A 23,195-nucleotide genomic window follows, 5' to 3' on the forward strand; every position below is an offset into this window, starting at 1 on the left:
GGATTTAAGGCTGTCTGAAGATCGTGGCGCACGCTCGTGGTGTCCGGCACTACAGGGAGGGGAAGACCATGGACAGTGTGGACACCGAGGGGACGGCGGTGAAGCAGGAACGGCCGAAGTTGCGGTTCCCCATGATGGCGAACGATCAGGGTGGAATCGGCGGCGTGCATCTCGGCGACGTCTGCCACAATCACGTGCTCACCGAGGTCTACGCCGACTTCGACGGCGAGGGGCACCTCGTCGAACTGCACACCCACGACATCGGTAGCTGCTGACCGCAGCAGTCAGGCCGGCAGATCCGGAGGCTGGAAGCAGCCCCCGGATCGAGCCGACCACGTATTTCGCGGTGCAGGGCTACCAGCTGCCGTCGAGGATAGCGGTGAATGCTGGTTCGAATCGTGCGCCGTCGGCGGTGTATCCGACCAGTTGCGGTGCCGTCACACCGACCAGCACTGACCTGGTCTGATTCGAGGCAACTGTCACATGCCTCTCGTCGCCGCGTCGGTTGGCGACTCATCAGGCTCGACCCGTCGCCTCGGTGCTCGGACTGCTCAGGTGCACGGTCTGTCCGGTGGTCATCGATTCCTCGATCGCGCAGATGATCTCCGTGACCAGTACGCCGTGGTCGACGTCCGGGCCGAGTTCGCCGCCGTCGACGAGGCCCGCCGCGAAGTCCTGCACCATCCACACGGCAGGGCCGACCTGTGATCGCCCGATCCGGCCGGAGACCGGCCACACCGACCGGTGCTTGTCGCTCACGACGGTGAGGCCCTGATGCGACAGATCCGCGGTCACCGACCCCTCGGTGCCGATCACCTGGAACCGGAAGTCGACGATGCCGTCGGCGGCATCCGGGAGCGTCCACGCGGAGGAGAGCGTCGCAGTCGATCCGTCGTCGAAGGAGACCAAGGCATGCACCACGTCCCAGGTGTCGATGCCGCGCTTGGCGAGGACACCACGAGATCCCACCGCGCTCACCGACACGGGTTTCCTACCGGTGAGCCACAAGACAAGGTCGAGGGTGTGCGGCATGAGAAACCAGGCCGGCGACGACTGAGCCGCCCACGACAGCATGGTGGTCGGCACGAAGAAGGAGTTGCTCAGGGTGGCTGATGCGGTGATCGGCTCGCCAAGGCTCCCGGACGCCATCGCCGCTTTGGCTTGCACCACGTGTGGGTTCCAACGGTTCTCGAAGCCGACGAGGCATCGAACGCCCGAGCCTTGAACCGCGGCAGCGATGGCACGGGCGTCGTCCAGGGTGGTGGCGACCGGCTTCTCGATCAGCAGGTGCTTACCGGCCTCGGCCACCTCGACGGCAATCTGGCGGTGGGCGAAGTCAGGGGTCGCCACGATCACAGCGTCCGGATCGAATGCCTCGAGCAACTCGGTGTGCGACGCGGTGACGGGCAGACCCGTGGCGTCCCTCGCCTCCTCGGCCACCTTGGCCGAGGGCTCCGCGAGGCCGACGACGGTGACGTCCGGCTGTGCCTGGAGAGCCTCGGCGAACAGCCTCCCGCGCAGTCCGGCGCCAACGATGCCTATGGTGACCATGAACGACCCTTCAGGAATGCAGTAGGAGAGAGCCGGCGGGCGGGCCGGCTCAGAACAAGGTGAAGCCCCCGTCGACCTTGACGATCGAGCCGGTCATGAAGCTCGACGCCTCGCTCGCCAGGAAGATCGCAACCGGCCCCAGCTCTGGCGGCAACCCATAGCGCTTCATGGCAGCGGGATCGACGCACCACTCCTTGAACTCCGGCTGGTCGACCGGCGACATCTCCGTGAGGAAGTATCCCGGCGCCATCGCGTTCACGCGGATCCCGTGTGGCGCCCACTCAGCCGCCAACGCCTTGGTCAACTGATGGACGGCAGCCTTGGACGAGAGGTACGACGCCTGCCAGCGGGGCTGGTTGACGATCTCGGCCGACATGGAACCGACGTTGACGATCGTGCCTCCACCCCGCTCCGCCATCCGGCGTCCGACCGCACGACTGCAGTACCAGACGCCGTCGACGTTGGTGGAGAACACGTCATGCCATGCGGTATCGGGCGTCTCGAAGGCCCGGCCGGCGACGCCGATGCCGGCGTTGTTGAGCAACACATCGATCTCGCCGAACTCGGTGCTCACCTGCTCGACCGCACGTTCGACGTCCTCGACATCGGACACTTCGAGCTGTACGCCGTACGCGCGAATGCCGAGTTCGCTCAGTTCGTTGGCGGCGGCTTCGGCCGAAGCGAGCGTTCGCGCTGTGACCGCCACCGACGCACCCGCGTCGCCGAGCGCTTCGGCCATCGCGCGTCCAAGGCCCCGGCTGCCGCCGGTGACGAGAGCGACCTTGCCCTCGAGGGAGAACTTCTGCAGGGCGTTCATGGCTGTCCTTTCTATGGGGAGTGACCTGGGCCCCCAGCGATTCGAGCGGCTTTCGTCGCAGATCGTGGAGGACGCCCCAGGTCTGGCCGCGGTTCAGAACTTGATCTCGACGCGGGTTCCACCGGGAACGCCGGGATGCCGCAGCCACAGCACACCGACCTCGGCGTCGTACCGCAGGTCGGTGACGTCGGCGCCATCGGCCCGAATGGCCGCCGGCTCGGCCGGAACGCGCAGCGCGGTCGTGACCTGCACCCCGCGCGGCGCCTCGCAGCCGAAGCGGATCCCGGTCTGGTCGCGTTCCCAGTCCACGACCCGACCGGCGGAGGCCAGCAGCGGTTCTTCGTCGTAGGTCAGGTCGCGGAGCCAGGTCAGCTGGCCCGGGCCCAGTTCCCGCTGCCGGACGATGCCCAGTTGCGGGTCGAGCAGATCGAGGTATTTGCCCTCGACGACGTGCGAGCCGCCGGCCTCCTCCAGCACGGCGCCGACGAGGTACGGACCGCGCTGCACCGACAGCCAGTTGGTGGATTCCCAGGTGTGGCCGCCCTTCTCGGCCAGCTCGCGGATCGCCGCGACCAGCTCGGCTGCGCGTTCCGGTGATTCGGTGAAGTCGGCCGGCCGGGACGGAAGGAACCGGACCCGGCCCTGCCCGATCGGCTGGACGCCGTCGCGCTTGCGATCCGCACCGAGTGCCTCCGCCAGGTGGTCGGCGCAGGTGTCGTAGCGGCCGGTCCACCAGGAGCGGATCTCGTGGTACGGGTCGGCGCCGTCGCCGACGTACAGCAGGCTGCCGCCGCGGCTGACCCACCCGGCCAGCGCGTAATGGATGCCGGGCGCCAGCGGCTTCTGGAATTCGTAGCTCAGGACGAGTACGTCGACATCGTCCAGTGCATCGGGAGTGTCGATCACGTTCTCCAGTTGGACCGGGCAGACCCGCTGCCCGTCGCACAGCGGTGGCAGCGCCAGACCGTAGAAGTCGGAGAAGTGCAACTGCTCGCGGCCTTCCAGCGCCAGGGCGTCCTGCAGACCGTCGTAATGTCCCCCCTCGTCATGTGCACAGTCGCCACCGGGGGACCAGCGCTGGAACATGGCGGTGTCCGACAGCGCGATCCCGATCCGCGGTCCTTCCTGAGCCCAGCGCACCTCTGGCTGGTCCAGGTCGCGCAGGCTGTTCATGGCGATCAGGTAGCTGGTGGCGGTGTCCGGCGGAATGGGCTGCCGTTCGGTGGATCCCTCGCGCAGGTAGGGGCGGTTGAAGATCCGGTTGGGCCACGGCGCCACCTCGTACCGCGAGACGCCCGGGTGCAGCAGCGAGGCGACGAGGGTGCGCTGGTAGTTGGTCAGGTAGTCCTCCCAGGTGCGGTCCGGGTGGTCCTCGATCGGGTCGTGCAGGAACCACATGCGACGGTCCGTGCCGCGGGTGAGGTCCTGGGCGATGCCGTACTCCAGGTAGGCCGTCTCGAACGTGCGCTCGGCGACCTTTCCGGCGTACACGTTGGGCGTGCGGGAGGTTCCGGTCCACACCTGCGCGATGGCGCCGTCGATCGAGGGCAGCGTCCGCAGACGTGATTCGGGGCTGATGATCTGCCACTGGGTGTAGTTCAGGAGGCTGTGGGTCGGGACGTAGAAGCGCACCTGGCGGCCCAGCTGGAGGGCCTCGTCGCGCAGCACGGAGGTGACCCGGTCGAGGCTGCGGGAGAGCAGGTGCTGCTTGAGCTGACCGGCGCGGAAGTGCGCTTCGGCAGTGCTGTGCGGGGCCTGCCACGGCTCACCGAAGAAGGCCTGCCACTCCCGCTTGAACGATTCCGAGTAGCCGGCGCGGGCCCAGAATTCCGGCTCTTCGAGGTGGATGCCTTCGACACCGAGTTCGATGATCGGGCGAAGCTTCTGCACCAGGTACTCGGTGAAGGTGAACGTCGGGACCATGTACGGGATGTCGGTGCTGTGACCGTGCAGGATCGGCGATCCGTCGCCCGCGGTCTGCGCGTCGGCCCAGTGGTCGGAGCCGTCCCACCGTCCATCCAGATAGTCCTGATAGGTGCCCCAGGAGATGCCGGTCATCAGGTGCACGCGATAGCCGGCCTCGCGCCACCGGGCGATGCGCTGCGCCGTGGTGTCGTTGAGGCCGTAGACCATCACGAAATCGGTGCGCAGGTCGATCGATTCGTCGTACGGCGCCTGCTCCTGGAAGCCGGTCGCCTCGCCGCGCTTGTCGGTGGTGGTGTGGTTGCCGACGTTGCTGTTCGTCATGCGCCCTTCCCGTTTCCTCGATTGTCATCAACCCTGGCCGGTCCGGTACGCGGGCGCCAGTGTGACGTCAGGAACTGGACAGCGGCCCGCTACGTCCGGGCTGAGTCTCCGTAGCGGGTGGCGATCTCGGCGGCGCGGTTGCGCAGAGACGTGCGCAACGACTGCGGGGTCAGGGCTTCCGCGTCCGTGCTCAGCTGCCACAGCGCCCATTCGGCGTGTCGGGAATCTTGGAAGGTCACCTCCAGCCGCAGCCAGCCGTCTGCGTCGGGTTCTTCTGCGCGGACGGCCAACGCGGTGTCCAGCAGTTCCTCCCGCCGCGCCGGGTTCAGCCTGACCAGCACAGTGATGTGGTCGCCGCCGGAGAGAAACTGCGCGGAGCGTTCCCGCCAGATCCGGTCGAGATCGACCCGGTTTGGTCGCTGTGCCGGTTCGGGGAGTACTTCGGCGGCCAACACCCGCGACAGCCGGTAGGTGCGGTCCGCGCCGGATCTCGTGGCCAGCAAGTAAGCCCGGTCGCGTACGGTGACCAGGCCTATCGGGTCGACCGTGCGCCACTCTGGCGTCTGGCCGGTGGCTGCGTAGTGGATGCGGAGCTTGTGTCCGGCGAGCACCGCGCGCCGGACCTCGATCATTGTGGTGTTGGGTACCTCCTCAGTGACCAGCCGGCGTGAGAGCAGGTCGCTCTCCGGGTCGACGAGAAATCGCTGGGCCGCGTCGCTCGCGGTGGCCCGATGGCTTTCGGGCAGCGCGTCAACCACCTTGCGCATGGCCGAAGCGAGGGCCGAGCTGAGGCCGAATACCTGCTCGCCGCGCCCTGATCCGGCGGTCAGCAAGGCAAGAGCCTCGTCGTGGTTCAGTCCGGTGAGCTCGGTCCGGAAGCCGGGCAGCAACGCGAAACCGCCGTGCCGGCCGCGTTCGGCGTAGACCGGGACGCCGGCCGCGGACAGCGCCTCGATGTCGCGCAGCACGGTCCGGGTGGATACCTCCAGCTCGCGGGCCAGCGTGTCCGCAGTCAGCCGACCGCGCTGGCGCAGCAGCAGCACCAGCGAGACCAACCGGTCGGCGCGCATACGAGAACTTTATCCGAATACCTGACCAAGGATGTCGTGATTTGTTGGGAGGTTCGTCAGCACGACGTCAGGGATGGCGGCTACCGAGCCGCTGGACGTACGTGCTCGCAATGCATCGAATGGAGCTGATGTGGCAACAGAACGAACGGCAGTCAACCCGGTGACGTGGTCGGTGGAGATGGGATTCAACCAAGGTGAGATCGTCTCCGGGCACACCCGGACCCTGTACTGCTCGGGACAGACCGCGATGAGCGGCGACGGCAAGCCCCAGCACGAAGGGGACATGGCAGCGCAGTTGGCGCTGAGCCTCGACAACCTGGAGGCCGTGCTCGGCGAGGCCGGCATGTCCCTCGCGAACCTCGTCCGGCTCAACGTCTACACCACCGACGTCGATCTGCTGTTCCCGCACTACGGGGTGCTGGCGTCGCGGTTGGGCGCCGCCGGGGTGGCGCCGACCACCACGATGCTCGGGGTGACGCGGCTGGCGATCCCCGGCCAGTTGGTCGAACTCGAGGGAACCGCCGTCGCGTGATGCGACCTCGCCGCCTCCGCTACTCGTGCCGGTTGAACCGGCCCGAGTAGCAGGCAGATAGGTGATTTCGAGTGCTCAGAATGGTGACAATCGGCGTCTACGGCTTCGACGGCGACTCCTTCCTGCAACGACTGCGGGAGGCGAACGTCCGCCTCGTGCTCGACGTCCGTCAGCGCCGCGGTGTCCGCGGACCCGAGTACGCCTGGGCGAACTCGGCCCGGCTGCAGGCGGCCCTCGCCCAGGCCCGGATCGCCTACGAGCACCACCTCGAGCTCGCCCCAACCACCGAGCTACGCCAGCTCCAGTACGCCGAGGACGACCGCCAAGGGGTCGGCAAGCGCTCGCGCCGCGAACTCGCTGCCGAGTACACCCGCCGCTACACCACCGAGATCCTCGACAGCGCCGACCTCACACCGATCGTGTCGGCGCTGCCGAGCAGCGGAACCGCAGCGCTGCTCTGTGTCGAGCGCGACCCAGAGGCCTGCCACCGCTCGTTGATCGCGCAGCGGCTGGCCGAGCAGCACCGCGTCACGATCGAGCACCTGCGCCCGTGGTGACGGATGATCGGCTACCGGCATTGCAGGGCTGACCACGGTCAAGGCGTGTAGCGGGCGATGAGGGTGTTCATCGCTTCGTCGATGCTGTCGTCGATGCGGCGTCGGGTCGGGTCTTCGTCGTACCAGGCGATGATCTCGCGGGCGCCTGCTTCGAAGGGGATGGTGGCGACGAAGTCCGGGACCACTTGGCGGAGTTTGCTGTTGTCGAAGACCGCCGAATGGGCCTTGTCGCCGCGGAGGCCGTCGCCCCACCCCTGATGCGCGGCGGCGATGGCGTCCGAGGGGACGTGGACGATCTGTGCTGACGTCCCGGCTGCCGTGGCGAGCGCGTTCGCAATCTGGTCCCAGGTCAGGACGTCGTCGGAGGTGATTTGGAAGGCCTCGCCGAACGTGCGGGGGTGGCCGAGCAGCGGGACGAATCCGCGGGCGAAGTCGCGGTGGTGCGTCAGGGTCCACAGCGAGGTCCCGTCACCGTGCACCACGACGGGTTGACCGCGACGCATTCGTTCGACGATCGTCCAGCCGCCGTCGAACGGGACGAGGGTGCGGTCGTACGTGTGGGAGGGCCGCACGATGGTGACCGGGAAGCCCTCCTCACGGTAGAGAGTGGTCAGGAGGTCCTCGCAGGCGATCTTGTTGCGCGAGTACTGCCAGAAGGGGTTCCGCAACGGCGTGGACTCGGTGATCGGCAAGCGGGACGGTGGCGTCTGGTACGCCGAGGCGGAGCTGATGAAGACGTACTGGCCGACATGTCCGCGCAGCGCATCCGTGCGAGCGCGTACCTGGTCGGGCGTGAACGCCAGCCAGTCGACCACTACGTCGAAGTCCTGGCCGGCGACTGCGGCGAAGGCTGCTCGGTCGTTGATGTCAGCGGTGATCTGTTGCGCCCCTGGCGGGAGGGGGCGGACCGAGGTCTGCCCACGGTTGACGACCGTGAGGTCGAGTCCTGCTTCGATGGCTCGCCAGGAACATGCCGAACTGATGATTCCGGTCCCGCCGAGAAAGAGAACACGCAGGCCACTCATTCGAAGATCTCCTCCAGATCGCACTGTCGTGGGCGCGGTGCCAGGTAGTGCCGACCAGGCAATTCTCCGGTCAGCGGCCGAGTAGGTCGGCGGCTTGGAGTTGTTGCCAGATCTCGGACTGATCGACCACGGTGACACCGAGTTTTTCGGCCTTGGTGAGTTTGGCGGCGCCGACGTCGGCGCCGGTGATGAGGAGGTCGGTGCTTGCCGAGACCGATGAGGCGATGGTCGCGCCGGCCCTTTCACAGAGGCGCTGGAAGGCTGGGCGCGCGACCTTCTCGCCGGAGCGTGGGTCGCTGATGGCGCCGGTGACGACGACGGTCTTACCGGCCAGCGGGGCACCGGATACGACGACCGGTGGGAGGTCTTCCTGGCGCACGTCCAGCGAGACGCCGGCCGCGCGGAGCCGCTCGAGCTCGGGGCGTAACCGGGCGAGGTGCTCGATCAGTGAGGCGGCGACCTTGGCGCCGATGTCGTCTACGGCGACGAGCCCGTCGACGCCTGCGTCGGCGACCTCTTCCAGGGAGGCGAATCCGGCTCGGCACAGCCTGGCCGCCGTGCCTGCGGATGCCATGGGGATCGCGAGGCCGATCAGTGCTCGGCGGAGGCCGACCTGGCGGCTCGCGTCGATCGAGTCGATCATGCGGGCAGCTGAGACCTCGCCGATGCGGTCGAACTCGAGCAGCCCTTCCTTGGTGAGCTGGTAGAAGTCCGACGGGTGTTCGAGGATCCCCGCTTCGGCCAGCCGTTCGATCCAGACCCCGCCGATCGCGTCGATGTCGGCGGCCGCCCGGGACGCCCAGTGGATCAGCCGTCGTACGGTCTGGGCGGGGCAGGCGACGTTGGTGCAGAACAGTTCGCGGCTGTTGCCTTGCTCGGTCAGGGCCTGCTCGCACGACGGGCACACCGCCGGCGGCACGATGTCTCGCTCCGCTCCCGTCCGCTTGGACGCGTCGAGTACGCCGGCGACGAACGGGATCACGTCGCCGGCACGGCGTACCAGGACCGTGTCGCCGATCTTGATGTCGCGGGCGCGGATCACTTCCTGGTTGGCCAGCGTCGCGCGGGTGACCGTCGTACCGCCGACGAAGACGGGCTCCAGCCAGGCGACTGGCGCGATCTTGCCGGTCTTGCCGACGTCCCAGACCACGTCGGCCAGCACGGTGGTCTTCTCCTCGGCGGCGAACTTGTACGCCAGTGCGCCGCGAGGCGAGCTGGAGCGGGTGCCGGCGGCGGCGAAGGCGGCGCGATCGGCCAACCGCAGTACGGCGCCGTCCAGGTCGTAGTCCAGCTCGTTGCGTTGCTGCTCGATCGTGGTGATCACCGCCTGCGCCGCAGTGGCGTCGTCGCAGTGCCGCATGTCCGCGACGGTGAATCCCATCGTCTGCAACGCGCGCTCGAGATCGGCGGCGGCGTCGTCGCGGTCGCTGAGCAGGTCGAACGCGAAGAACTGCAGACGCCGTTCGGCAACAGTGGCCGGGTCCTTGGCGCGGAGTGTGCCGGCGGCGGCGTTCCTCGGGTTGATCAGGGGCTTGTCAGGGTGGGCTGCGTTGTAGGCTGCGAAGGTTGAGCGCAACATGACCGCCTCACCGCGGACCTCGACGCGGTCGCGTACGTCGAGCCGGTCCGGGACTCCGTCGGTGAGTGCCCGCACGAGCGGGGTCACGTCATCGCCGGTCGTCCCGTCGCCGCGGGTGATCGCTCGTGCCAGTTGCCCGTTCTCGTAGACCAGAGCCAGTGACAGGCCGTCCAGCTTCGGCATGACGACCACCGACTGGCCAGGAAAGCGGCTGAAGAAGGCCTCGACCTGTTCGGGGCGGGTCGCCTTCTCCAGTGAGAGCATCGGCATCGAGTGCCGGATGGGCGCGTGCAACACAGCGGGCGCACCCACCTGGTCCAACGGATTCGGGTCGGGCGCCAGCTCCGGGTTGGCCTCGATCAGCGTCCGCAGCTCGTCCTCGATCGCGTCGTACTCCGCGTCGGCCACCGCCGGCGAACCCCGGTAGTAGGCGTCCCGCAGTACGACGATCCGATCGGCAAGTTCCTGAATGCGCTCCCCAACGTCCACGGGCCAGGACATTACCCGCGTGCCCCGACAAAGTGCGTGTACCCGCGCCAGTCGCCGTCCCATCGCAGACCCGGGATCGTCCCCGGCAGATGCTGGACATCGAGGTCGAGCACACGTCAGCCGGCGATGACTGCGATGTTCGGAGTGAGCAGCGGGAAGCGGTCGAGGACGAGCGGGTCGTGGCCGGCGACGATGTGGTCGGGGGAGTCGGCGAGCTGTTTGATGCGGTCGAAGGCGCCGTACATGCCGGTCGTGGTGGACAGGATCGGAAACGGACGGTCCTCGTCGAGGTTCTCGTAGAAGTGGCTTGCGTCGGAGGCGAGGACGACGTTCCCGATGGCGGTCTGTAGCCGTACCACCTGCATACCGGCGGTGTGCCCGCCGACGAGGTGAACGCTCAGGCCGGGCACGATCGTCGCGTCGCCACTCGCCACAAGTACGCGGCCGTCCGCCTGGGCGTCCTGCAATTGCGCGAGATCCTTGTCTTCGAGCAGCCAGCTCTCCCTGATGATCCGGGCCGGCCAGGGGGACGTCCAGTAATCGAGTTCGGCCTCCTGTACGACGTATTTCGCGTTCCCGAAGTCTCGCGCCGTGCCCGTGTGGTCGTAGTGCAGATGAGTCAGTACGACGTGATCGACCGCGTCGTCGCGGTCGCGGCATAGACCTCGAGTCCATCCTCTCCGCCCTCCCACCCGGAATCCCGTACGCCCTGGAGATTCCGCATGCCGACCGTGTTGCCCAGTTCGGCGCCAAGGAACACGCCCGCCTTGCGCTGACCGCCGCTCAACGGCACCTCGACCCGACCCGGCACCGCACCGACGCTGTCTAGCCTCGGTACCGCGGTGCTGATGAGCGTCTGACCTGACGAAGTCTCCGTGTCGCGACGCAAGGAGGCGTACACTGTCGGTAGTTCCGGAATTGACGACATGCCACGTGGAGGTGCCGGCCTAACCGGCTCTCCTTCAGGAGATGTCATGTCTGCCAGAAACCACGCGCACAACGAACCCGCCGAGCAGGCGCCGACAGGGCCGCCGTCGGCAGTCGACGCGCTGTCGACCCCGCTGCCCGTCCGAGAGCCACGCAGCCGGAGAAGCACCGCGTGGTTCGGGACCCTCATTGCCCGGATGCGCCGCGGCAAGCAGGGCTGAGCGGCGCACTCGCGCTTGCCACCTCCGGCACGGTACTTCGACAAGGAAACGTGATGGCCGTCGATGTGCTGACCGAGGTCGTGATCGAGCGACCGGTACAGGAGGTGGCCGCGTACGTCGGGGATCCGTCGAACGCGCCTGAGTGGTACGCCAACATCGAGTCGGTCCGGTGGCGCACCGAGCCGCCGGTCGCCGTCGGATCGCGGATGGACTTCGTGGCGCACTTCCTGGGCCGGCGGCTCGCGTACACGTATGAAGTTGTCGAACTGGTTCCGCTGGAGCGGTTGGTGATGCGGACCGCGCAGGGCCCGTTCCCGATGGAGACCAGCTACCAGTGGTCGCCGTCGGGTGAGCGATCCACGCACATGTCGCTGCGCAACCGCGGTGAACCTTCGGGGTTCGCCGGCGTCGCCGCACCGCTGATGTCCGCCGCGATGCGCCGCGCCAACCAGAAGGATCTCACCCGCCTGAAGTCCCTCCTCGAATCCCGCTGATCCGGGCGAAGGCGACGCCCTCGGCGAGCAGGGTGCGCCAGAGCCGGCGATCGATCGTGGGGATCGCCACCCACTCACGGAACACCTTGCCGGCCGGGGCGAAGTGGTCGCCGGTGCCGGTCCGCACGAGTTCGGCGACCCGCTCGCTCGGCAGTTTCACGACCAGTTGGCCGGCCTTGACGTCGTACGACGCGAGGAACCTCCCCGCCAGCCGGATGCAGGGGTAGCCCATCATCGTCGACCGGCCGATCGCGGGGTCGTAGAGCAGGTCGTCGGTGAGCTCGTCGTAGAGGTCACGGGCGTCCTCCCCGCCGGGGTCGTCCGGCGGGGACGTGCGCTTGGTGTCTCGTGCCATCAGGCTGCCGGCGGGGTGAAGACTCCGAACTGGTTGCCTGACGGGTCGCGCAGGTAGGCGAATGCCGGGGCGCCGGGGCCTGGGTCGAGGTGCTTGCTGACCACCGAGCCGCCGAGCTGCTCCGCGTCGGCGCAGGTGGCCTCGACATCGGCGACGAGGATGTAGAACACCGCGTGGTCGGGCAGTTGCCCACCGGTGCCGAAGAGGCCGCCCATCGGCGCGTCGGCTCCGGAGGCCCTGATGTTGCGGTAGTCCATACCGCCGGCGGCTGCCGGGCCGTCTGCCACGAAGGTCCAGTCGAAGAGGCTGCCATAGAACTTCTGGGCGCCGTCGGGGTCGCTGGTGGCGACCTCGAACCAGGCCAGGGCGCCGGGAGCGGGAGCGGTCATGAGTATCTCCTTCATCGTGCGGATCACCCACCGGTGCGGCGGGCTGCACCCACCGTCCCAGGGCCTCGCGACAGCCCTATGTCGGTGTTCGGCAGCAGATCTTCGGGACGTAGCGCCGATTCCGGCAGCTTCGTCTCGTGGCCGTCGACCTTCAGCTCGGGGGCAGCGTGCCGCGGGCGGGGCGGTGTCGGCGTGCGCTCGGCCTTGGTGATGCGGTCCATTCGGAATACCCGGTCGTCCTGTCTCAGGTGGCACCAGGCGGTGAGATACGAGCCGTTGGGACCGACGACGACGTACTGCGGCTCGATCTCGCGCTCGGTCTCGACGCCGCCGACATCGATGTAGGCGATGCGCAGCACGTGATTGTCGTGCACAGCTCGCCAGATCTTCTCGGCGATGTCGGCATCAGGATCAGGCACTGGGTGCACGAGCAACCTGATCTTCGCGGCGGCCGCGCGCGCCTCCTCGAGTGCGCGCTCCGGCATGGCGGCCATGATCTTGTGCAACGCGCTCCGGGCATCGCGGGTGAAGAGCACGTGGGTGCTCCGACTCAGTGCCACGGCCACAGCCGTCGCCTCGCGTGGCGTGAAGTTGAGCGGCGGCAGGGTCATCGACCGGTCGAGCGTGTAGCCACCGGTGCGTCCCTGCTTGGTCGCGAGCGGGACACCGGCCTGCCCGAGCGCACTCAGGTCACGCTCGACCGTCCTGACGCTGACCTCGAAGTGTCCGGCCAGCTGTCGCGCCGTCCGGCCCCTTGATCCCGCCGCTCGCAGCTCCTCGACGAGGGCGTACAGACGGTCGATGCGGTTCATGTCCGCAGGCTAGACGTGCCCAAGGACAAAAAGTGCCATCCTCAGTTCCGGGGCTGTCCTGATCGGGTCTCTGCCATTCGTCAGTTGATCGGAGCGGGGGAGTCCCGCGGAGTCGAGGAGTTCAGATGAATCAGTACCTGCTGTCGGTGTACGACGCGGAGGGGAACAATGCGCCGTCCACGCCTGAGGAGATGCAGGCCTTCATGGGCCGCGTGATCGCACTCGAGGAGGAGATGGATCGGGCCGGTGTGTTCGAGTTCGGTGGCGCGCTGCACGGCCCCGACGCGGCCACCGTGGTGAGGGGCGGCACCGGTCTGGAGAAGGTAACCACCGACGGACCCTTCGTGGAGACGAAGGAGCACATCGGCGGCCTTTACATCATCAACGCCGAGGACCTCGATGCGGCGCTGGCGTGGGCGGAGAAGGTTGTGGAGGCCATCAACCACGACATCGAGGTGCGACCCTTCCGGGCGACTGGACGCGTGCAGGCCGACCACTGACGGAGGTCGTGGATGGACGACGTCGAGCGGGCCTACCGCGAGGCGCACGGGCAGGCCGTGGCCACCCTGGCCAGGCTCTTCGGTGACATCACGCTGGCCGAGGACGCCGTCCAGGATGCTTTCGTGACCGCCATGGATCGGTGGCCGCGCGATGGCGTCCCGGACAACCCGGCGGGCTGGATCGTCACGACCGCGCGGAACCGCGCCGTCGACGTCGTACGCCGGAACCGGCGCGGACGCGAGTTGGCCGAGGGAATCGCGTCCGACCGGCTTCGTGCTGGAACCACCGCCGACTCGGAGATGACAGAGCCGATGCGCGACGACCAGTTGCGGCTCGTCTTCACCTGCTGCCACCCCGCCATCCGGGTCGAGCACCAGGTGGCGCTCACCCTCCGCCTCATCGCGGGCCTCACCCCGTCGGAGGTGGCCTCGGCGTTCCTGGTGAGCGAGGAGACCATGGCGAAACGCCTGGTGCGGGCGAAGTACAAGATCAAGGCGGCCCACATCCCCTATCGGGTGCCCGACGACGCCGAATTGCCGGGCCGGCTGCGGGTGGTGCTCTCGGTGCTGTACCTGGTGTACAACGCGGGCGCGGACGACCTCAACCGCCGCGACCTTCGCGCCGAGGCGATTCGGCTCACCCGGCGCCTGGTCGACCTGATGCCGGCAGAGCCCGAGGCTGTGGGTTTGCTGGCCCTGATGCTCCTCAGCGATGCACGCGTACCGGCGCGTGGCGGGGACGGTGACGTGGTGCTGCTGAAAGACCAGGATCGGTCGCTCTGGGATCGCTCGCTGATCGCCGAGGGGCAGGCGCTCGTGCTGGCGTGTCTGCGGCGACGCCGGCTCGGGCCGTTCCAGCTGCAAGCCGCGATCCAAGCGCTGCATTGCGCGGCAGGCCGCTACGAGGATACGAACTGGACGTCGATCGTCCGGTTCTACGACCGGCTGATCGCGGTCATGCCGACACCCGTGGTGGCGCTGAACCGAGCCGTCGCCGTGGCCGAGACCCAAGGGCCTGACCGCGGCCTGCTCCTCATCGAGGAGATCGCCGGCGACCTGTCCAACTACTACCCGTTGCACGCCGCACGCGGTTCGATGCTGCAGCGACTCGGACGACGAGAAGAGGCCGCGAAGGCATATGCCCGTGCCGCGGAGTTGGCCAGTACCGAGTCTGCGACGCGGTTCTTGCGAGGACAGGCCGAACTCGTCGAGCGAGGTCAGGACAGGACGAAGTAGCGCAGCCACAGGTACGGCGCCGCGACGAGGATCGTGATCGCGGTCATCACGATGCCTTTGCGGGTGAACTCCCAGAAGCTGATCGGATACCCGGCCCGCAACGCGATGCCGATCACGACGACGTTGGCACTGGCACCGACGGCGGTCGCGTTGCCGCCGAAGTCGGCGCCCGCGGCGAGTGCCCACCACAGGGCCTGTGCGTGGGCGGGATCGGCGACATTCTTGGTGAGTTCGAGGACGACGGGGCTCATCGTGGCGACGTACGGAATGTTGTCGATAATGCCGGACAGGACCGCTGACACGACGAGGATCAGCATGACGGCGAGCAGTGGCTTGCCGGCGGTCGCGTCCCCGACCTGTTCGGCGAGGTCGCCGATCACGCCGGTCTTGACGAGCGCGCCGACCATGATGAAGAGGCCGGCGAAGAACAGCAGCGTCTGCCATTCGACGCTGCTCATGTAGTCCTTGGTTGGTACCCGGGAGATCAGAACCAGCAGACCGGCGCCCAGGAGGGCGACGACCGACGGCGCGACATGGAACACCGAGTGCCCGATGAACCCGGCGAAGACGGCCAGCAGTACGACGCCGCACTTGATCAGCAGCCGCGGGTCCTGGATCGCTTCGCGTTCGTTCAGCCGCAGGACGTTCCCGACCTTGTCCGGGTCGACGGCGAACGACCCTTTGAACAACCGCGGCAGGACGAGGGTGAAGACGACGAGGGTGATGACGACCAGCGGCGTCAGGTGGATCAGGAAGTCGTTGAAGGTCAGTCCGGACCGGCTGGCGATGATGATGTTCGGCGGGTCGCCGATCAGGGTGGCCGTGCCGCCGATGTTCGATGCCATCACCTCGGCGATCAGGAACGGCACCGGGTTGATGCCGAGCCGCTCGCACACCAGCAGCGTGACGGGTGCGATCAGCAGCACGGTGGTGACGTTGTCCAGGAATGCCGAGGCCACGGCCGTGATGAGCGTCAGCAGGATCATCACCCGCAGCGGTGAGCCCTTGGCGCGTTTGGCGGCCCAGATGGCGATGTACTCGAAGACACCGGTACGGCGCAGGACGCCGACGATGATCATCATCCCGAGCAGCAGGAAGATGACGTCCCAGTCGATGCCGGTGTCGTGGGAGTAGAACGCGTGCTCGGAGTCGGTCACCCCGAGGGCGAGCAGAACGGCGGCCCCGCCGAGCGCGGCGAGCAGTTTGTGCGTCCACTCGGTCGCGATCAGAACATAGGCAATGACAAAGACGACCACAGCGATCACAGTCATGCGATCACCGACAGGTCGATCAGTGCGGTGTGACCACCAGTTCGAGCAGCCGGGAGGCCGTGATCGCGCCCACGATCTCCTTGTCTTTCATGACTGCCACCAGCGGGCTCCGCAGCCGCGCCATGATCGCAGCCACCTCCAGCACGGTGTCGTCGTGATTGACCACCGGTAACTCGACAGGCTCGGACGGCAGCAGGTTCCGGACGGTCTTGTTCGTCAGCTTGTCGGCGACCTGGTCGGCGAGCGACTCGTCGATCACCCGTGCCAGGGACGGGTCGTCCTGGACATAGCTCGGGACGAGGAACCGCACCACCTGGGACGCCGGAAGCACCGAGTGAGGATGCCCCTTCTCGTCCACCACGATCAGCCCTGGCAACCGCCGTGAGGCGAGCAGTTCGACCGCTTCCCGAGCGCCACTGTCCAGGCTCACCACTGGAAAGTCTTCGGCCATCTGCTCTCCGTGCACGATTGCACGATACGCCCGGTACGGCGCGACTGCGCAGAGTCGGCCTGGTGTCACGGTGAACGTGCGATGCCGCCGGTGTCACGCCGCCTCCGGGGTCCGTCGATCAGCCCGCACCCCGGCTGAGGGCGAGCACTGCCGACCAGACTTCCCGGCGCACCAGGCCCAAGCTTCCCCCATCCGGCGGTGCCGGCGCAAACGATCCGAATCCGGGCCGACGGGCCGACCCAATCCATTGCCGTGCGCAACCGCCTATGACCCTCTGGTTGCCGAGGGGAGCAACACGATTCTCGACAACGGTCAGGTCTCAGTGACCGGCGCTGAGCTGCCCGGCGAGCCGCTCATGGCGCTCCGCGCTCGAGGGATTCAGGCCGACGATGCGGACGGTTTTGCCGTACCGCTGGTACTTGGTGGTGATCGCGTCCAGCGTCGCCACGGTGGACGCGTCCCAGATGTGCGAGTCGCTCAGGTCGATGACCACGGTGGCCGGGTCGCCCCGGTAGTCGAACTGATAGACCAGGTCATTGCTGGAGGCAAAGAAGAGCTCACCGGTGACGGCGTAGATCTTGGTGTCCTCCTCGTCGGGGTGGGTGGTCGCGGTGACGGTGGTGAAGTGGGCCACGCGGCGGGCGAACAGCACCATCGCGACGATGACACCGACGACGACGCCGATGGCGAGGTTGTGGGTGATGACGACCACCACGACGGTGGACACCATGACGGTGGTCTCGCTGCGTGGCATCCGGCGGAGCGTCTTCGGGTGGATGCTGTGCCAGTCGAGCGTGCCGACCGAGACCATGATCATGACCGCGACCAGCGCCGCCATGGGGATGTCGCCGACGAGGTCACCGAGACCAACGACCAGGATGAGAAGGAAGACACCGGCGAGGAAGGTGGAGATCCGGGTCCGGGCACCGGAGGCTTTCACGTTGATCATCGTCTGGCCGATCATGGCGCAGCCGCCCATGCCGCCGAAGAAGCCGGTGATGATGTTCGATGCGCCCTGTCCCCACGCCTCGCGGGTCTTGGCCGAGTGGGTGTCGGTGATGTCGTCGACGAGCTTGGCGGTCATCAAGGACTCGAGCAGGCCGACGAGCGCCATCCCCACGGCGTACGGCGCGATGATGCGGAGTGTGTCCAGGTTCAGCGGCACGTCGGGGAAGAACAGCGAGGGGAGGCTGTCGGGGAGTTTGCCCTCGTCGCCGACGGTCGGAACGGTCACGGCTGTCAGCGCCACGAACACCGTGACGGCGAGGATGGCGACCAGGGGAGCCGGGACCGCCTTGGTCAGCTTCGGCAGGAACACCATCACCACGATGCCGCCGGCGACGAGCGGGTAGACCAGCCACGGCACGTGCGTCAGGTGCGGGAGTTGCGCCAGGAAGATGAGGATCGCCAGCGCGTTGACGAACCCGACCATGACCGAGCGGGGAATGAACCGCATCAGCCGCGCAACGCCGAGAACACCCAGGATCACCTGCAGGATCCCGGCCAGGATCACCGTGGCCACGAGGTACTCGAAGCCGTGGTCGCGCATGACCGGCGCGATCACCAGCGCTACCGCTCCGGTCGCGGCGGAGATCATCGCCGGGCGCCCGCCGAGGAACGCGATCGACACCGCCATGGTGAAGGAGGCGAACAACCCGACCCGCGGGTCGACGCCGGCGATGATCGAGAAGCTGATCGCCTCGGGAATCAGAGCCAGCCCGACGACGAGGCCGGCCAGCACCTCGGTCCGCAACCGCCGCGGAGAGCGAAGGGCGGCCCGCACGGACGTGAGATCGCCTTCATCGAGGGGCGATGGCTGGGACGGAACGGGTTCGGGCGTGGCTGACTCAGGCGCCAGCGAGGTCATTCGGTCTCCAGGCAAGGCACAGGCGGCACCTCGGCGCAGGCCGGCGTCCGCGCGTCCTTGCGCGGGCGCGACGGCACGAGGGTCGCTTGATCAGGGGCAGACGGGTGAGGAGTACCAGATCGCCTCACCGACTCAGACCCTACCCCGACAACCATCCGCCACTACGAGATGGTCGAGCCGGTCCGAGGGATGTTCGTGGGCGGTAAGGGCTTGGAGCGGCCGCTCGGGGGGTTTGGCGGGGTGTGATGGAGGCATGAAGTTGCGTGCTCCCACGGAGGAGGCGTTCTCGTCTCCTTTGCATCATCCTCGGGTTGCGACCGTGATCGGGCGTTGGCTTGGTGTCGCGGTGGTGGTCTGTTTCCTGACCGGGTTGTTCAGCCATTTCCAGCAGTCCGCGCCTGACTGGGTGTACATCCCGAGTCGGCCGGCGTCGTTCTATCGGGTGACGCAGGGTCTGCATGTTTTGAGCGGGATCGTGGCTGTCCCGTTGTTGCTGGCCAAGTTGTGGACGGTGTACCCGAAGCTGTTCGCCAAGCCGCCGTGGCCGCCCAGCCGGAAAGCCTTGGGCATGATGGTCGAGCGGCTCTCGATCCTGGTGCTGGTGGCGGCGCTGGCGCTGGAACTGTTCATCGGCTTCGTGAACACGCTGCAGTGGTACCCGTGGCCGTTCCCCTTCCGGCAGACCCATTACGCACTCGCGTGGATCATCGTCGGGGCCTTGCTCGTGCACCTGGCCGTCAAGCTCCCGCTGATCACCAGCCACTGGCGCAAACCTGCGATCGAGCGGGAAGCGGCCGACGGCACCCGCTTGAGTCGACGCGGCTTGTTCCGGACGGTTGCCGGCGCCGGCGCGCTGGTCGGGATCGCCTCGGTCGGGCAGTCGGTGCCGGCGCTCGGGCCGGTCGCCATACTGGCTCCGCGCAAGCCGGGGATCGGCCCTCAGGGTCTCCCGGTGAACCGAACCGCCCGGGATGCGGGCGTAACGACCGCCGGCGCTGACTGGCTGTTCACGATCAAGGGCCCTGAGCAACTTACTTACACGCTGGATGAGTTGCGCGCCCTGCCGCAGAGCCGATCCGAGCTGCCGATCGCATGCGTCGAAGGCTGGAGCCAGGGCGCCCGGTGGGAGGGGGTCCGCATCCGCGACCTGCTGGCACTCTGTGGCGCCCCGGCGGAATCCCGCGTCCGCGTGGTCTCGATGGAGAAGGACGGCTTCTACGCGACCAGCGAACTCCCACCGCACTTCGCCGCCGACCCGCTCACGCTGCTCGCCCTCCGGCTGAACGGCAGCGACCTGGACCTCGACCACGGATTCCCGGCCCGCATCATCGCTCCCAATCGGCCCGGCGTCCTCCAGACCAAGTGGGTCCACCGCCTGGAGGTGCTGCCATGACCAAGGCTCGTACGACGTTGGCCATCTGCGGGGTCGTACTCGGACTGTGGGGGTTGTGGTTGTTGTTGCAGACCTTGAGCACAGCTGCCCTGATCCGGTTACCGCTGTGGCTGGGCGGCGCCGTACTCGCGGACGACTTCGTCCTGATCCCGTTGACGATCGGCGTCGGATGGATCCTGACCCGCTGGTCGATCGGCCGTACGGTGGCGACCGTCCGCACGACCCTTCTGTACGTCGGGATCACCACACTGATCGCGATTCCGCTGCTGCTGCGCGAAGGCAAAGGTGCCAATCCGACCGTGCTGTCGCGCGACTACCTCCGCGACTGGCTGCTGCTCGAGGCCACGATCGTGCTGGCCGGCGTACTGGCCCTGGTGGTCGGTGGCCGGCGGTTACGGCGTGCTGACGGATCGGCCGGATCGCGTCTGCGGCGGGCTCGGCGCTCCTAGGGTCGGAGGCATGGCTGAGATCGGTGTGATCGGTGGTTCGGGCTTCTATTCCTTCGTCCGGGACGCACGTCCGGTGACGGTCGAGACGCCGTTCGGGCAGCCGAGTGAGGCGCCCGTCGTGGGGGAGGTGAACGGTCGTGAGATCGCGTTCATCCCGCGGCACGGCGCCGACCACCGCTTCCCGCCGCATCGGGTGAACTATCGCGCCAATCTCTGGGCGCTGAACGCTCTCGGCGTCCGCCAGGTCCTCGGTCCGTGCGCGGTCGGCTCGTTGCGTCCTGAGCTCGTTCCCGGCACGTTCGTCGTACCCGACCAGTTCGTCGACCGGACCTGGGGCCGTGAGCACACCGTGTACGACGGTCCGCCGCATCCGGTGGTTCACACGTCGCCCGCCGACCCGTACTGCCCGACCGGCCGGGAAGCAGTGATTGCTGCAGGCAACGGTGCGGTGGTCCCGGACGGCACGATGGTGGTGATCAACGGTCCGAGGTTCTCGACCCGGGCCGAATCCCGGTGGCACGCCGCACAGGGCTGGTCCGTGGTCGGCATGACCGGCGCCCCCGAGGCGTCGATCGCCCGCGAGCTTGGGCTCTGCTACACGTCGGTCGCCGTGGTCACCGACCACGACGCGGGCGTTGTGGCGGGGGAGGGCGTCACCCAGGCCGAGGTCTTCGAGGTGTTCGGCCGCAGCATCGAACGCCTCAAGATCCTCCTCGCCGACGTGATCGCGCAACTGCCCAAACCAGACGTCGACTGCACCTGTCGCCATGCGCTGGACGGCACAGCCGCCGAAGGGACTGCTGCCCGGTGAAAGTCCTGCTCACCGGTGGTGCCGGCTTCATCGGCCGGCACGTGCACGCCCAGCTCGTTGCCGACGGCCACGACGTCACCGTGTTCGACTCCCTGCGGCCTGACGTGCATGATGAACCGCCGGTGATGGAGAACCTGATCGTCGCCGACATGCGCGATGCCGACGCGGTCGCCGCCGCGCTGAGGGGCGTCGACGTCGTCATCCATCTCGCGGCGAAAGTCGGGCTCGGTGTCGACCTCGACGACATCGACGACTATGTCAGCAGCAACAGCCTCGGCACTGCGGTTCTGCTCCGGCAGTTGGGGCGCGCCAAGATCGATCACTTCGTCTACGCCAGCTCGATGGTGGTGTACGGCGAGGGCCGCTACGACTGTGCACAGCACGGCGTCGTCGCCCCTGGACCCCGGCGGATCCCGGACCTCGAGGACGGCAACTTCGAACCACCGTGCCCGTACTGCGGGGAGTTCCTGCAGCCCGGCCTGGTCGGCGAGGACACAAGGCTCGATCCACGCAACGCGTATGCGGCGTCCAAGCTGACGGGGGAACACCTCGCCGCCGCCTGGGCCCGGGAAACCGGCGGCCGGGTCGCCGCGCTGCGGTTCCACAATGTGTACGGACCAGGGATGCCGCGCAATACGCCGTACGCGGGGGTGGCGGCGTTGTTCCGCTCCAGCCTCGAGCGCGGTGAAGCTCCCCAGGTCTTCGAGGACGGCCGCCAGCGCCGCGACTTCGTCCACGTGCAGGACATCGCCTCGGCCGTGGCGCTGGCCGCCCAGGCCGACCACCCGCAGTTCGCGGCGTACAACGTCGGCAGCGGCACCGTCCACACCATTGCCGACCTGGCCACCGAGCTGTCCCGCGCGTACGACGGACCCGCACCGGTGATCACCGGTCGGTACCGCCTCGGCGACGTCCGGCACATCACCGCTACCTCCGACCGGATCAAGACAGAGCTGGGCTGGAAACCGGCCTATGACCTGACCGACGGCGTCGCCGACCTGGTCAGCTCAGCCGGCCGGTAGGTCGATCTCGAAGGCGCAGCCGCCGGGGACGCTGGCGACGGCGATGTTGCCGTGATGGGACTCGACCACGCCCGGGGCGATCGCGAGGCCGAGGCCGCCGCCACCATCCGCCGGGGTTCGTTGAAGGTCGCCTCGCCAGCCGACGTCGAAGACGCGGTCCAGGTCGTGGTCCGGGATCCCGCCGCAGCCGTCCGTCACCGCGAGCCGGATCCGGCCGTCGGTTTCGCGATCGACACTGAGGCGGACGGCTCCGCCAGGTTCGGTGTGGCGGATCGCGTTGTCGACCAGGTTCGTCACCGCGCGGGTCAGCTCGTCGGCGTCACCGTGCACCGCCAGCCGATCGTTGTTGCCGGGTGTCGAGACCGACAGCGCGACACCCTCGGAGCGGGCGTGTTCGCAGGTCTCACCGGCGACGTCTTCGGCCAGTTCACGGAGGCTGACCGCCGTGCGGCGGCGTGATGGCGGCGCGGCGGCCAGCCGGGACAGCTCGAAGAGATCGTCCACCAGGCCGGTCATCCGGTCCACGGTGGTTCGCATCTGGCGCAGAGCGCCCGGTACGTCGTCGACCACGCCGTCCTCGAGTCCTTCCGACACGGCTCGCAACCCGGCGAGCGGCGTACGAAGGTCATGGGACAGGAAAGCGACCAGCTCGCGGCGGCTGGCTTCGAGCGCGATCTCACGGTCCCGGGACGCAGCCAGCCGTTGCCGGGTCTGCTCTAGTTCGACCGTCAGCGCGGTCAGCTCGGCCGGCACGTTACTGGTGCCAGTGCCCGCGACGGGCTCGTACGACGTACCAAGGTGACGCAACCGCCGTCCCACATCACGTGAACCGGTGCTGATCCAGTGGGCGAGCAGGACCGACATCGCCAACCCCAGGAGCGCTGAGAAGGCCAGCGTCCACAGCACCACGAGCGAGTCGTGGGCCGAGATGAACATCGCCCGCACACTCTGCAGTACGGCGGCCAGCGCGGCGGCCATCGGCACGATGGCGACGACGATCATGGTGATCCGCAAGGACCTGCGCCGGAACTTCCACAGCACCACTGCGCCCACTGCGGCGACGACCAGCGTCCACAGGGTGGTCAGCGCGAGGATCGTGATCGTGTCGCGGTTCATTCGCCCTCACCCAC

Annotated in this window: 26 protein-coding genes; 11 read left to right on the forward strand and 15 right to left on the reverse strand. The window is 67.8% G+C overall.

Annotated elements, in window-relative coordinates:
* Positions 1-68 precede the first annotated feature (68 nt).
* Positions 69-275 (forward strand): hypothetical protein, encoded by a 207-nt coding sequence (locus EV652_RS31170; RefSeq protein ID WP_132212862.1) that lies wholly within the window; start codon positions 69-71, stop codon positions 273-275.
* A gap of 241 nt (positions 276-516) precedes the next feature.
* Here the strand turns inward: EV652_RS31170 and EV652_RS31175 are convergent, their stop codons facing one another.
* The 4 genes from EV652_RS31175 to EV652_RS31190 all read right to left on the reverse strand — a co-directional run bounded on the left by EV652_RS31175 (position 517) and on the right by EV652_RS31190 (position 5,685).
* On the reverse strand, positions 517-1,551 hold the full coding sequence (locus EV652_RS31175) for a Gfo/Idh/MocA family protein (RefSeq protein WP_132212863.1): 1,035 nt from the start codon (positions 1,549-1,551) through the stop codon (positions 517-519).
* Positions 1,552-1,600: 49 nt separating this feature from the next.
* Entirely contained in the window at positions 1,601-2,368 is a 768-nt protein-coding gene (locus EV652_RS31180; protein WP_132212864.1) for an SDR family NAD(P)-dependent oxidoreductase, read from the reverse strand.
* 93 nt (positions 2,369-2,461) lie between these two features.
* The gene (locus tag EV652_RS31185) at positions 2,462-4,615 is read right to left on the reverse strand and encodes a hypothetical protein (RefSeq protein WP_132212865.1); all 2,154 of its coding nucleotides are present in this window, start codon (positions 4,613-4,615) and stop codon (positions 2,462-2,464) included.
* Positions 4,616-4,704: 89 nt separating this feature from the next.
* Positions 4,705-5,685: a helix-turn-helix transcriptional regulator gene (locus EV652_RS31190; protein WP_132212866.1), complete on the reverse strand. Its 981-nt coding sequence runs from the start codon at positions 5,683-5,685 to the stop codon at positions 4,705-4,707.
* A gap of 178 nt (positions 5,686-5,863) precedes the next feature.
* Between EV652_RS31190 and EV652_RS31195 the strand changes: the two genes are divergently transcribed.
* Together EV652_RS31195 and EV652_RS31200 are read left to right on the forward strand one after the other, a co-directional pair.
* Positions 5,864-6,217: a RidA family protein gene (locus EV652_RS31195; protein WP_132213071.1), complete on the forward strand. Its 354-nt coding sequence runs from the start codon at positions 5,864-5,866 to the stop codon at positions 6,215-6,217.
* A gap of 80 nt (positions 6,218-6,297) precedes the next feature.
* Positions 6,298-6,774 carry a DUF488 domain-containing protein gene (locus tag EV652_RS31200; RefSeq protein WP_242002120.1) on the forward strand — a complete coding sequence of 159 codons (477 nt, stop codon included), beginning with the start codon at positions 6,298-6,300 and terminating at the stop codon, positions 6,772-6,774.
* Positions 6,775-6,812: 38 nt separating this feature from the next.
* Here the strand turns inward: EV652_RS31200 and EV652_RS31205 are convergent, their stop codons facing one another.
* The 4 genes from EV652_RS31205 to EV652_RS44200 form a co-directional block, all read right to left on the reverse strand.
* Positions 6,813-7,799 carry an SDR family oxidoreductase gene (locus EV652_RS31205; RefSeq protein WP_132212868.1) on the reverse strand — a complete coding sequence of 329 codons (987 nt, stop codon included), beginning with the start codon at positions 7,797-7,799 and terminating at the stop codon, positions 6,813-6,815.
* A 70-nt stretch (positions 7,800-7,869) separates the two neighbouring features.
* Positions 7,870-9,867: an NAD-dependent DNA ligase LigA gene (ligA, locus tag EV652_RS31210; protein WP_132212869.1), complete on the reverse strand. Its 1,998-nt coding sequence runs from the start codon at positions 9,865-9,867 to the stop codon at positions 7,870-7,872.
* Between the two features lie 116 nt (positions 9,868-9,983).
* Positions 9,984-10,559 (reverse strand): N-acyl homoserine lactonase family protein, encoded by a 576-nt coding sequence (locus EV652_RS31215; protein ID WP_132212870.1) that lies wholly within the window; start codon positions 10,557-10,559, stop codon positions 9,984-9,986.
* Positions 10,487-10,678 (reverse strand): hypothetical protein, encoded by a 192-nt coding sequence (locus EV652_RS44200; protein ID WP_158441298.1) that lies wholly within the window; start codon positions 10,676-10,678, stop codon positions 10,487-10,489. Before EV652_RS44200 ends, EV652_RS31215 begins: the two co-directional genes overlap by 73 nt.
* A 163-nt stretch (positions 10,679-10,841) precedes the next feature.
* Here EV652_RS44200 and EV652_RS44205 point away from each other — a divergent pair, with 163 nt between their 5' ends.
* Positions 10,842-11,015, forward strand: coding sequence for a hypothetical protein (locus tag EV652_RS44205; protein WP_158441300.1), 174 nt, complete (start codon positions 10,842-10,844; stop codon positions 11,013-11,015).
* A 53-nt stretch (positions 11,016-11,068) separates the two neighbouring features.
* Positions 11,069-11,509 (forward strand): SRPBCC family protein, encoded by a 441-nt coding sequence (locus EV652_RS31220; protein WP_132212871.1) that lies wholly within the window; start codon positions 11,069-11,071, stop codon positions 11,507-11,509.
* Here the strand turns inward: EV652_RS31220 and EV652_RS31225 are convergent.
* Genes EV652_RS31225 through EV652_RS31235 form a run of 3 tightly spaced genes read right to left on the reverse strand, consistent with a single transcriptional unit; the run spans position 11,475 to position 13,065 of the window.
* Positions 11,475-11,864: a hypothetical protein gene (locus EV652_RS31225; RefSeq protein WP_132212872.1), complete on the reverse strand. Its 390-nt coding sequence runs from the start codon at positions 11,862-11,864 to the stop codon at positions 11,475-11,477. The genes EV652_RS31220 and EV652_RS31225 overlap by 35 nt on opposite strands.
* Positions 11,864-12,253: a VOC family protein gene (locus EV652_RS31230; RefSeq protein WP_132212873.1), complete on the reverse strand. Its 390-nt coding sequence runs from the start codon at positions 12,251-12,253 to the stop codon at positions 11,864-11,866. The genes EV652_RS31225 and EV652_RS31230 overlap by 1 nt, the downstream gene beginning before the upstream one ends.
* Before the next feature lie 23 nt (positions 12,254-12,276).
* Positions 12,277-13,065 carry a helix-turn-helix transcriptional regulator gene (locus EV652_RS31235; protein ID WP_132212874.1) on the reverse strand — a complete coding sequence of 263 codons (789 nt, stop codon included), beginning with the start codon at positions 13,063-13,065 and terminating at the stop codon, positions 12,277-12,279.
* A gap of 125 nt (positions 13,066-13,190) precedes the next feature.
* On the opposite strand from EV652_RS31235, the gene EV652_RS31240 reads away from it, so the two are divergent.
* Positions 13,191-13,565 (forward strand): YciI family protein, encoded by a 375-nt coding sequence (locus EV652_RS31240; protein ID WP_132212875.1) that lies wholly within the window; start codon positions 13,191-13,193, stop codon positions 13,563-13,565.
* Positions 13,566-13,577: 12 nt separating this feature from the next.
* Complete coding sequence (locus EV652_RS31245) at positions 13,578-14,801, forward strand: RNA polymerase sigma factor (RefSeq protein WP_132212876.1); 1,224 nt, start codon at positions 13,578-13,580, stop codon at positions 14,799-14,801.
* Here the strand turns inward: EV652_RS31245 and EV652_RS31250 are convergent.
* From EV652_RS31250 to EV652_RS31260, 3 genes are all read right to left on the reverse strand, one after another.
* Positions 14,783-16,072, reverse strand: coding sequence for an ArsB/NhaD family transporter (locus EV652_RS31250; protein ID WP_132212877.1), 1,290 nt, complete (start codon positions 16,070-16,072; stop codon positions 14,783-14,785). The two genes, EV652_RS31245 and EV652_RS31250, sit on opposite strands and share 19 nt — an antisense overlap.
* A gap of 19 nt (positions 16,073-16,091) precedes the next feature.
* Positions 16,092-16,538 (reverse strand): CBS domain-containing protein, encoded by a 447-nt coding sequence (locus tag EV652_RS31255; protein WP_132212878.1) that lies wholly within the window; start codon positions 16,536-16,538, stop codon positions 16,092-16,094.
* Between the two features lie 304 nt (positions 16,539-16,842).
* Positions 16,843-18,306 carry a SulP family inorganic anion transporter gene (locus EV652_RS31260; protein WP_242002121.1) on the reverse strand — a complete coding sequence of 488 codons (1,464 nt, stop codon included), beginning with the start codon at positions 18,304-18,306 and terminating at the stop codon, positions 16,843-16,845.
* A 337-nt stretch (positions 18,307-18,643) separates the two neighbouring features.
* On the opposite strand from EV652_RS31260, the gene EV652_RS31265 reads away from it, so the two are divergent.
* From EV652_RS31265 to EV652_RS31280, 4 genes are read left to right on the forward strand one after another with little or no spacing between them, the layout of a single operon-like run.
* Complete coding sequence (locus EV652_RS31265) at positions 18,644-19,783, forward strand: molybdopterin-dependent oxidoreductase (RefSeq protein ID WP_132212880.1); 1,140 nt, start codon at positions 18,644-18,646, stop codon at positions 19,781-19,783.
* A complete protein-coding gene (locus EV652_RS31270) occupies positions 19,780-20,232 on the forward strand; it encodes a hypothetical protein (protein ID WP_132212881.1) in 453 nt (150 codons plus the stop codon). Before EV652_RS31265 ends, EV652_RS31270 begins: the two co-directional genes overlap by 4 nt.
* 10 nt (positions 20,233-20,242) lie before the next feature.
* Positions 20,243-21,043 carry an S-methyl-5'-thioadenosine phosphorylase gene (locus EV652_RS31275; RefSeq protein ID WP_132212882.1) on the forward strand — a complete coding sequence of 267 codons (801 nt, stop codon included), beginning with the start codon at positions 20,243-20,245 and terminating at the stop codon, positions 21,041-21,043.
* Positions 21,040-22,065: an NAD-dependent epimerase/dehydratase family protein gene (locus tag EV652_RS31280; RefSeq protein ID WP_132212883.1), complete on the forward strand. Its 1,026-nt coding sequence runs from the start codon at positions 21,040-21,042 to the stop codon at positions 22,063-22,065. The genes EV652_RS31275 and EV652_RS31280 overlap by 4 nt, the downstream gene beginning before the upstream one ends.
* On the opposite strand, the gene EV652_RS31285 is transcribed toward EV652_RS31280, so the two are convergent.
* Complete coding sequence (locus EV652_RS31285) at positions 22,051-23,181, reverse strand: sensor histidine kinase (protein ID WP_132212884.1); 1,131 nt, start codon at positions 23,179-23,181, stop codon at positions 22,051-22,053. The two genes, EV652_RS31280 and EV652_RS31285, sit on opposite strands and share 15 nt — an antisense overlap.
* Positions 23,182-23,195 lie beyond the last annotated feature (14 nt).

Origin of the sequence: Kribbella steppae, assembly GCF_004342025.1 — a bacterium.
GTDB classification, from domain to species: domain Bacteria; phylum Actinomycetota; class Actinomycetes; order Propionibacteriales; family Kribbellaceae; genus Kribbella; species Kribbella steppae.

What these genes read in the sequence shown, in the direction of transcription:
- EV652_RS31170 (WP_132212862.1), top strand. Translation starts at nt 69, where the DNA reads ATGGACAGTGTGGACACCGAGGGGACGGCGGTGAAGCAGGAACGGCCG.
- EV652_RS31175 (WP_132212863.1), bottom strand. Translation starts at nt 1,551, where the DNA reads ATGGTCACCATAGGCATCGTTGGCGCCGGACTGCGCGGGAGGCTGTTC.
- EV652_RS31180 (WP_132212864.1), bottom strand. Translation starts at nt 2,368, where the DNA reads ATGAACGCCCTGCAGAAGTTCTCCCTCGAGGGCAAGGTCGCTCTCGTC.
- EV652_RS31185 (WP_132212865.1), bottom strand. Translation starts at nt 4,615, where the DNA reads ATGACGAACAGCAACGTCGGCAACCACACCACCACCGACAAGCGCGGC.
- EV652_RS31190 (WP_132212866.1), bottom strand. Translation starts at nt 5,685, where the DNA reads ATGCGCGCCGACCGGTTGGTCTCGCTGGTGCTGCTGCTGCGCCAGCGC.
- EV652_RS31195 (WP_132213071.1), top strand. Translation starts at nt 5,864, where the DNA reads ATGGGATTCAACCAAGGTGAGATCGTCTCCGGGCACACCCGGACCCTG.
- EV652_RS31200 (WP_242002120.1), top strand. Translation starts at nt 6,298, where the DNA reads ATGGTGACAATCGGCGTCTACGGCTTCGACGGCGACTCCTTCCTGCAA.
- EV652_RS31205 (WP_132212868.1), bottom strand. Translation starts at nt 7,799, where the DNA reads ATGAGTGGCCTGCGTGTTCTCTTTCTCGGCGGGACCGGAATCATCAGT.
- EV652_RS44205 (WP_158441300.1), top strand. Translation starts at nt 10,842, where the DNA reads ATGTCTGCCAGAAACCACGCGCACAACGAACCCGCCGAGCAGGCGCCG.
- EV652_RS31220 (WP_132212871.1), top strand. Translation starts at nt 11,069, where the DNA reads ATGGCCGTCGATGTGCTGACCGAGGTCGTGATCGAGCGACCGGTACAG.
- EV652_RS31225 (WP_132212872.1), bottom strand. Translation starts at nt 11,864, where the DNA reads ATGGCACGAGACACCAAGCGCACGTCCCCGCCGGACGACCCCGGCGGG.
- EV652_RS31230 (WP_132212873.1), bottom strand. Translation starts at nt 12,253, where the DNA reads ATGACCGCTCCCGCTCCCGGCGCCCTGGCCTGGTTCGAGGTCGCCACC.
- EV652_RS31235 (WP_132212874.1), bottom strand. Translation starts at nt 13,065, where the DNA reads ATGAACCGCATCGACCGTCTGTACGCCCTCGTCGAGGAGCTGCGAGCG.
- EV652_RS31240 (WP_132212875.1), top strand. Translation starts at nt 13,191, where the DNA reads ATGAATCAGTACCTGCTGTCGGTGTACGACGCGGAGGGGAACAATGCG.
- EV652_RS31245 (WP_132212876.1), top strand. Translation starts at nt 13,578, where the DNA reads ATGGACGACGTCGAGCGGGCCTACCGCGAGGCGCACGGGCAGGCCGTG.
- EV652_RS31250 (WP_132212877.1), bottom strand. Translation starts at nt 16,072, where the DNA reads ATGACTGTGATCGCTGTGGTCGTCTTTGTCATTGCCTATGTTCTGATC.
- EV652_RS31265 (WP_132212880.1), top strand. Translation starts at nt 18,644, where the DNA reads ATGAAGTTGCGTGCTCCCACGGAGGAGGCGTTCTCGTCTCCTTTGCAT.
- EV652_RS31270 (WP_132212881.1), top strand. Translation starts at nt 19,780, where the DNA reads ATGACCAAGGCTCGTACGACGTTGGCCATCTGCGGGGTCGTACTCGGA.
- EV652_RS31275 (WP_132212882.1), top strand. Translation starts at nt 20,243, where the DNA reads ATGGCTGAGATCGGTGTGATCGGTGGTTCGGGCTTCTATTCCTTCGTC.
- EV652_RS31285 (WP_132212884.1), bottom strand. Translation starts at nt 23,181, where the DNA reads ATGAACCGCGACACGATCACGATCCTCGCGCTGACCACCCTGTGGACG.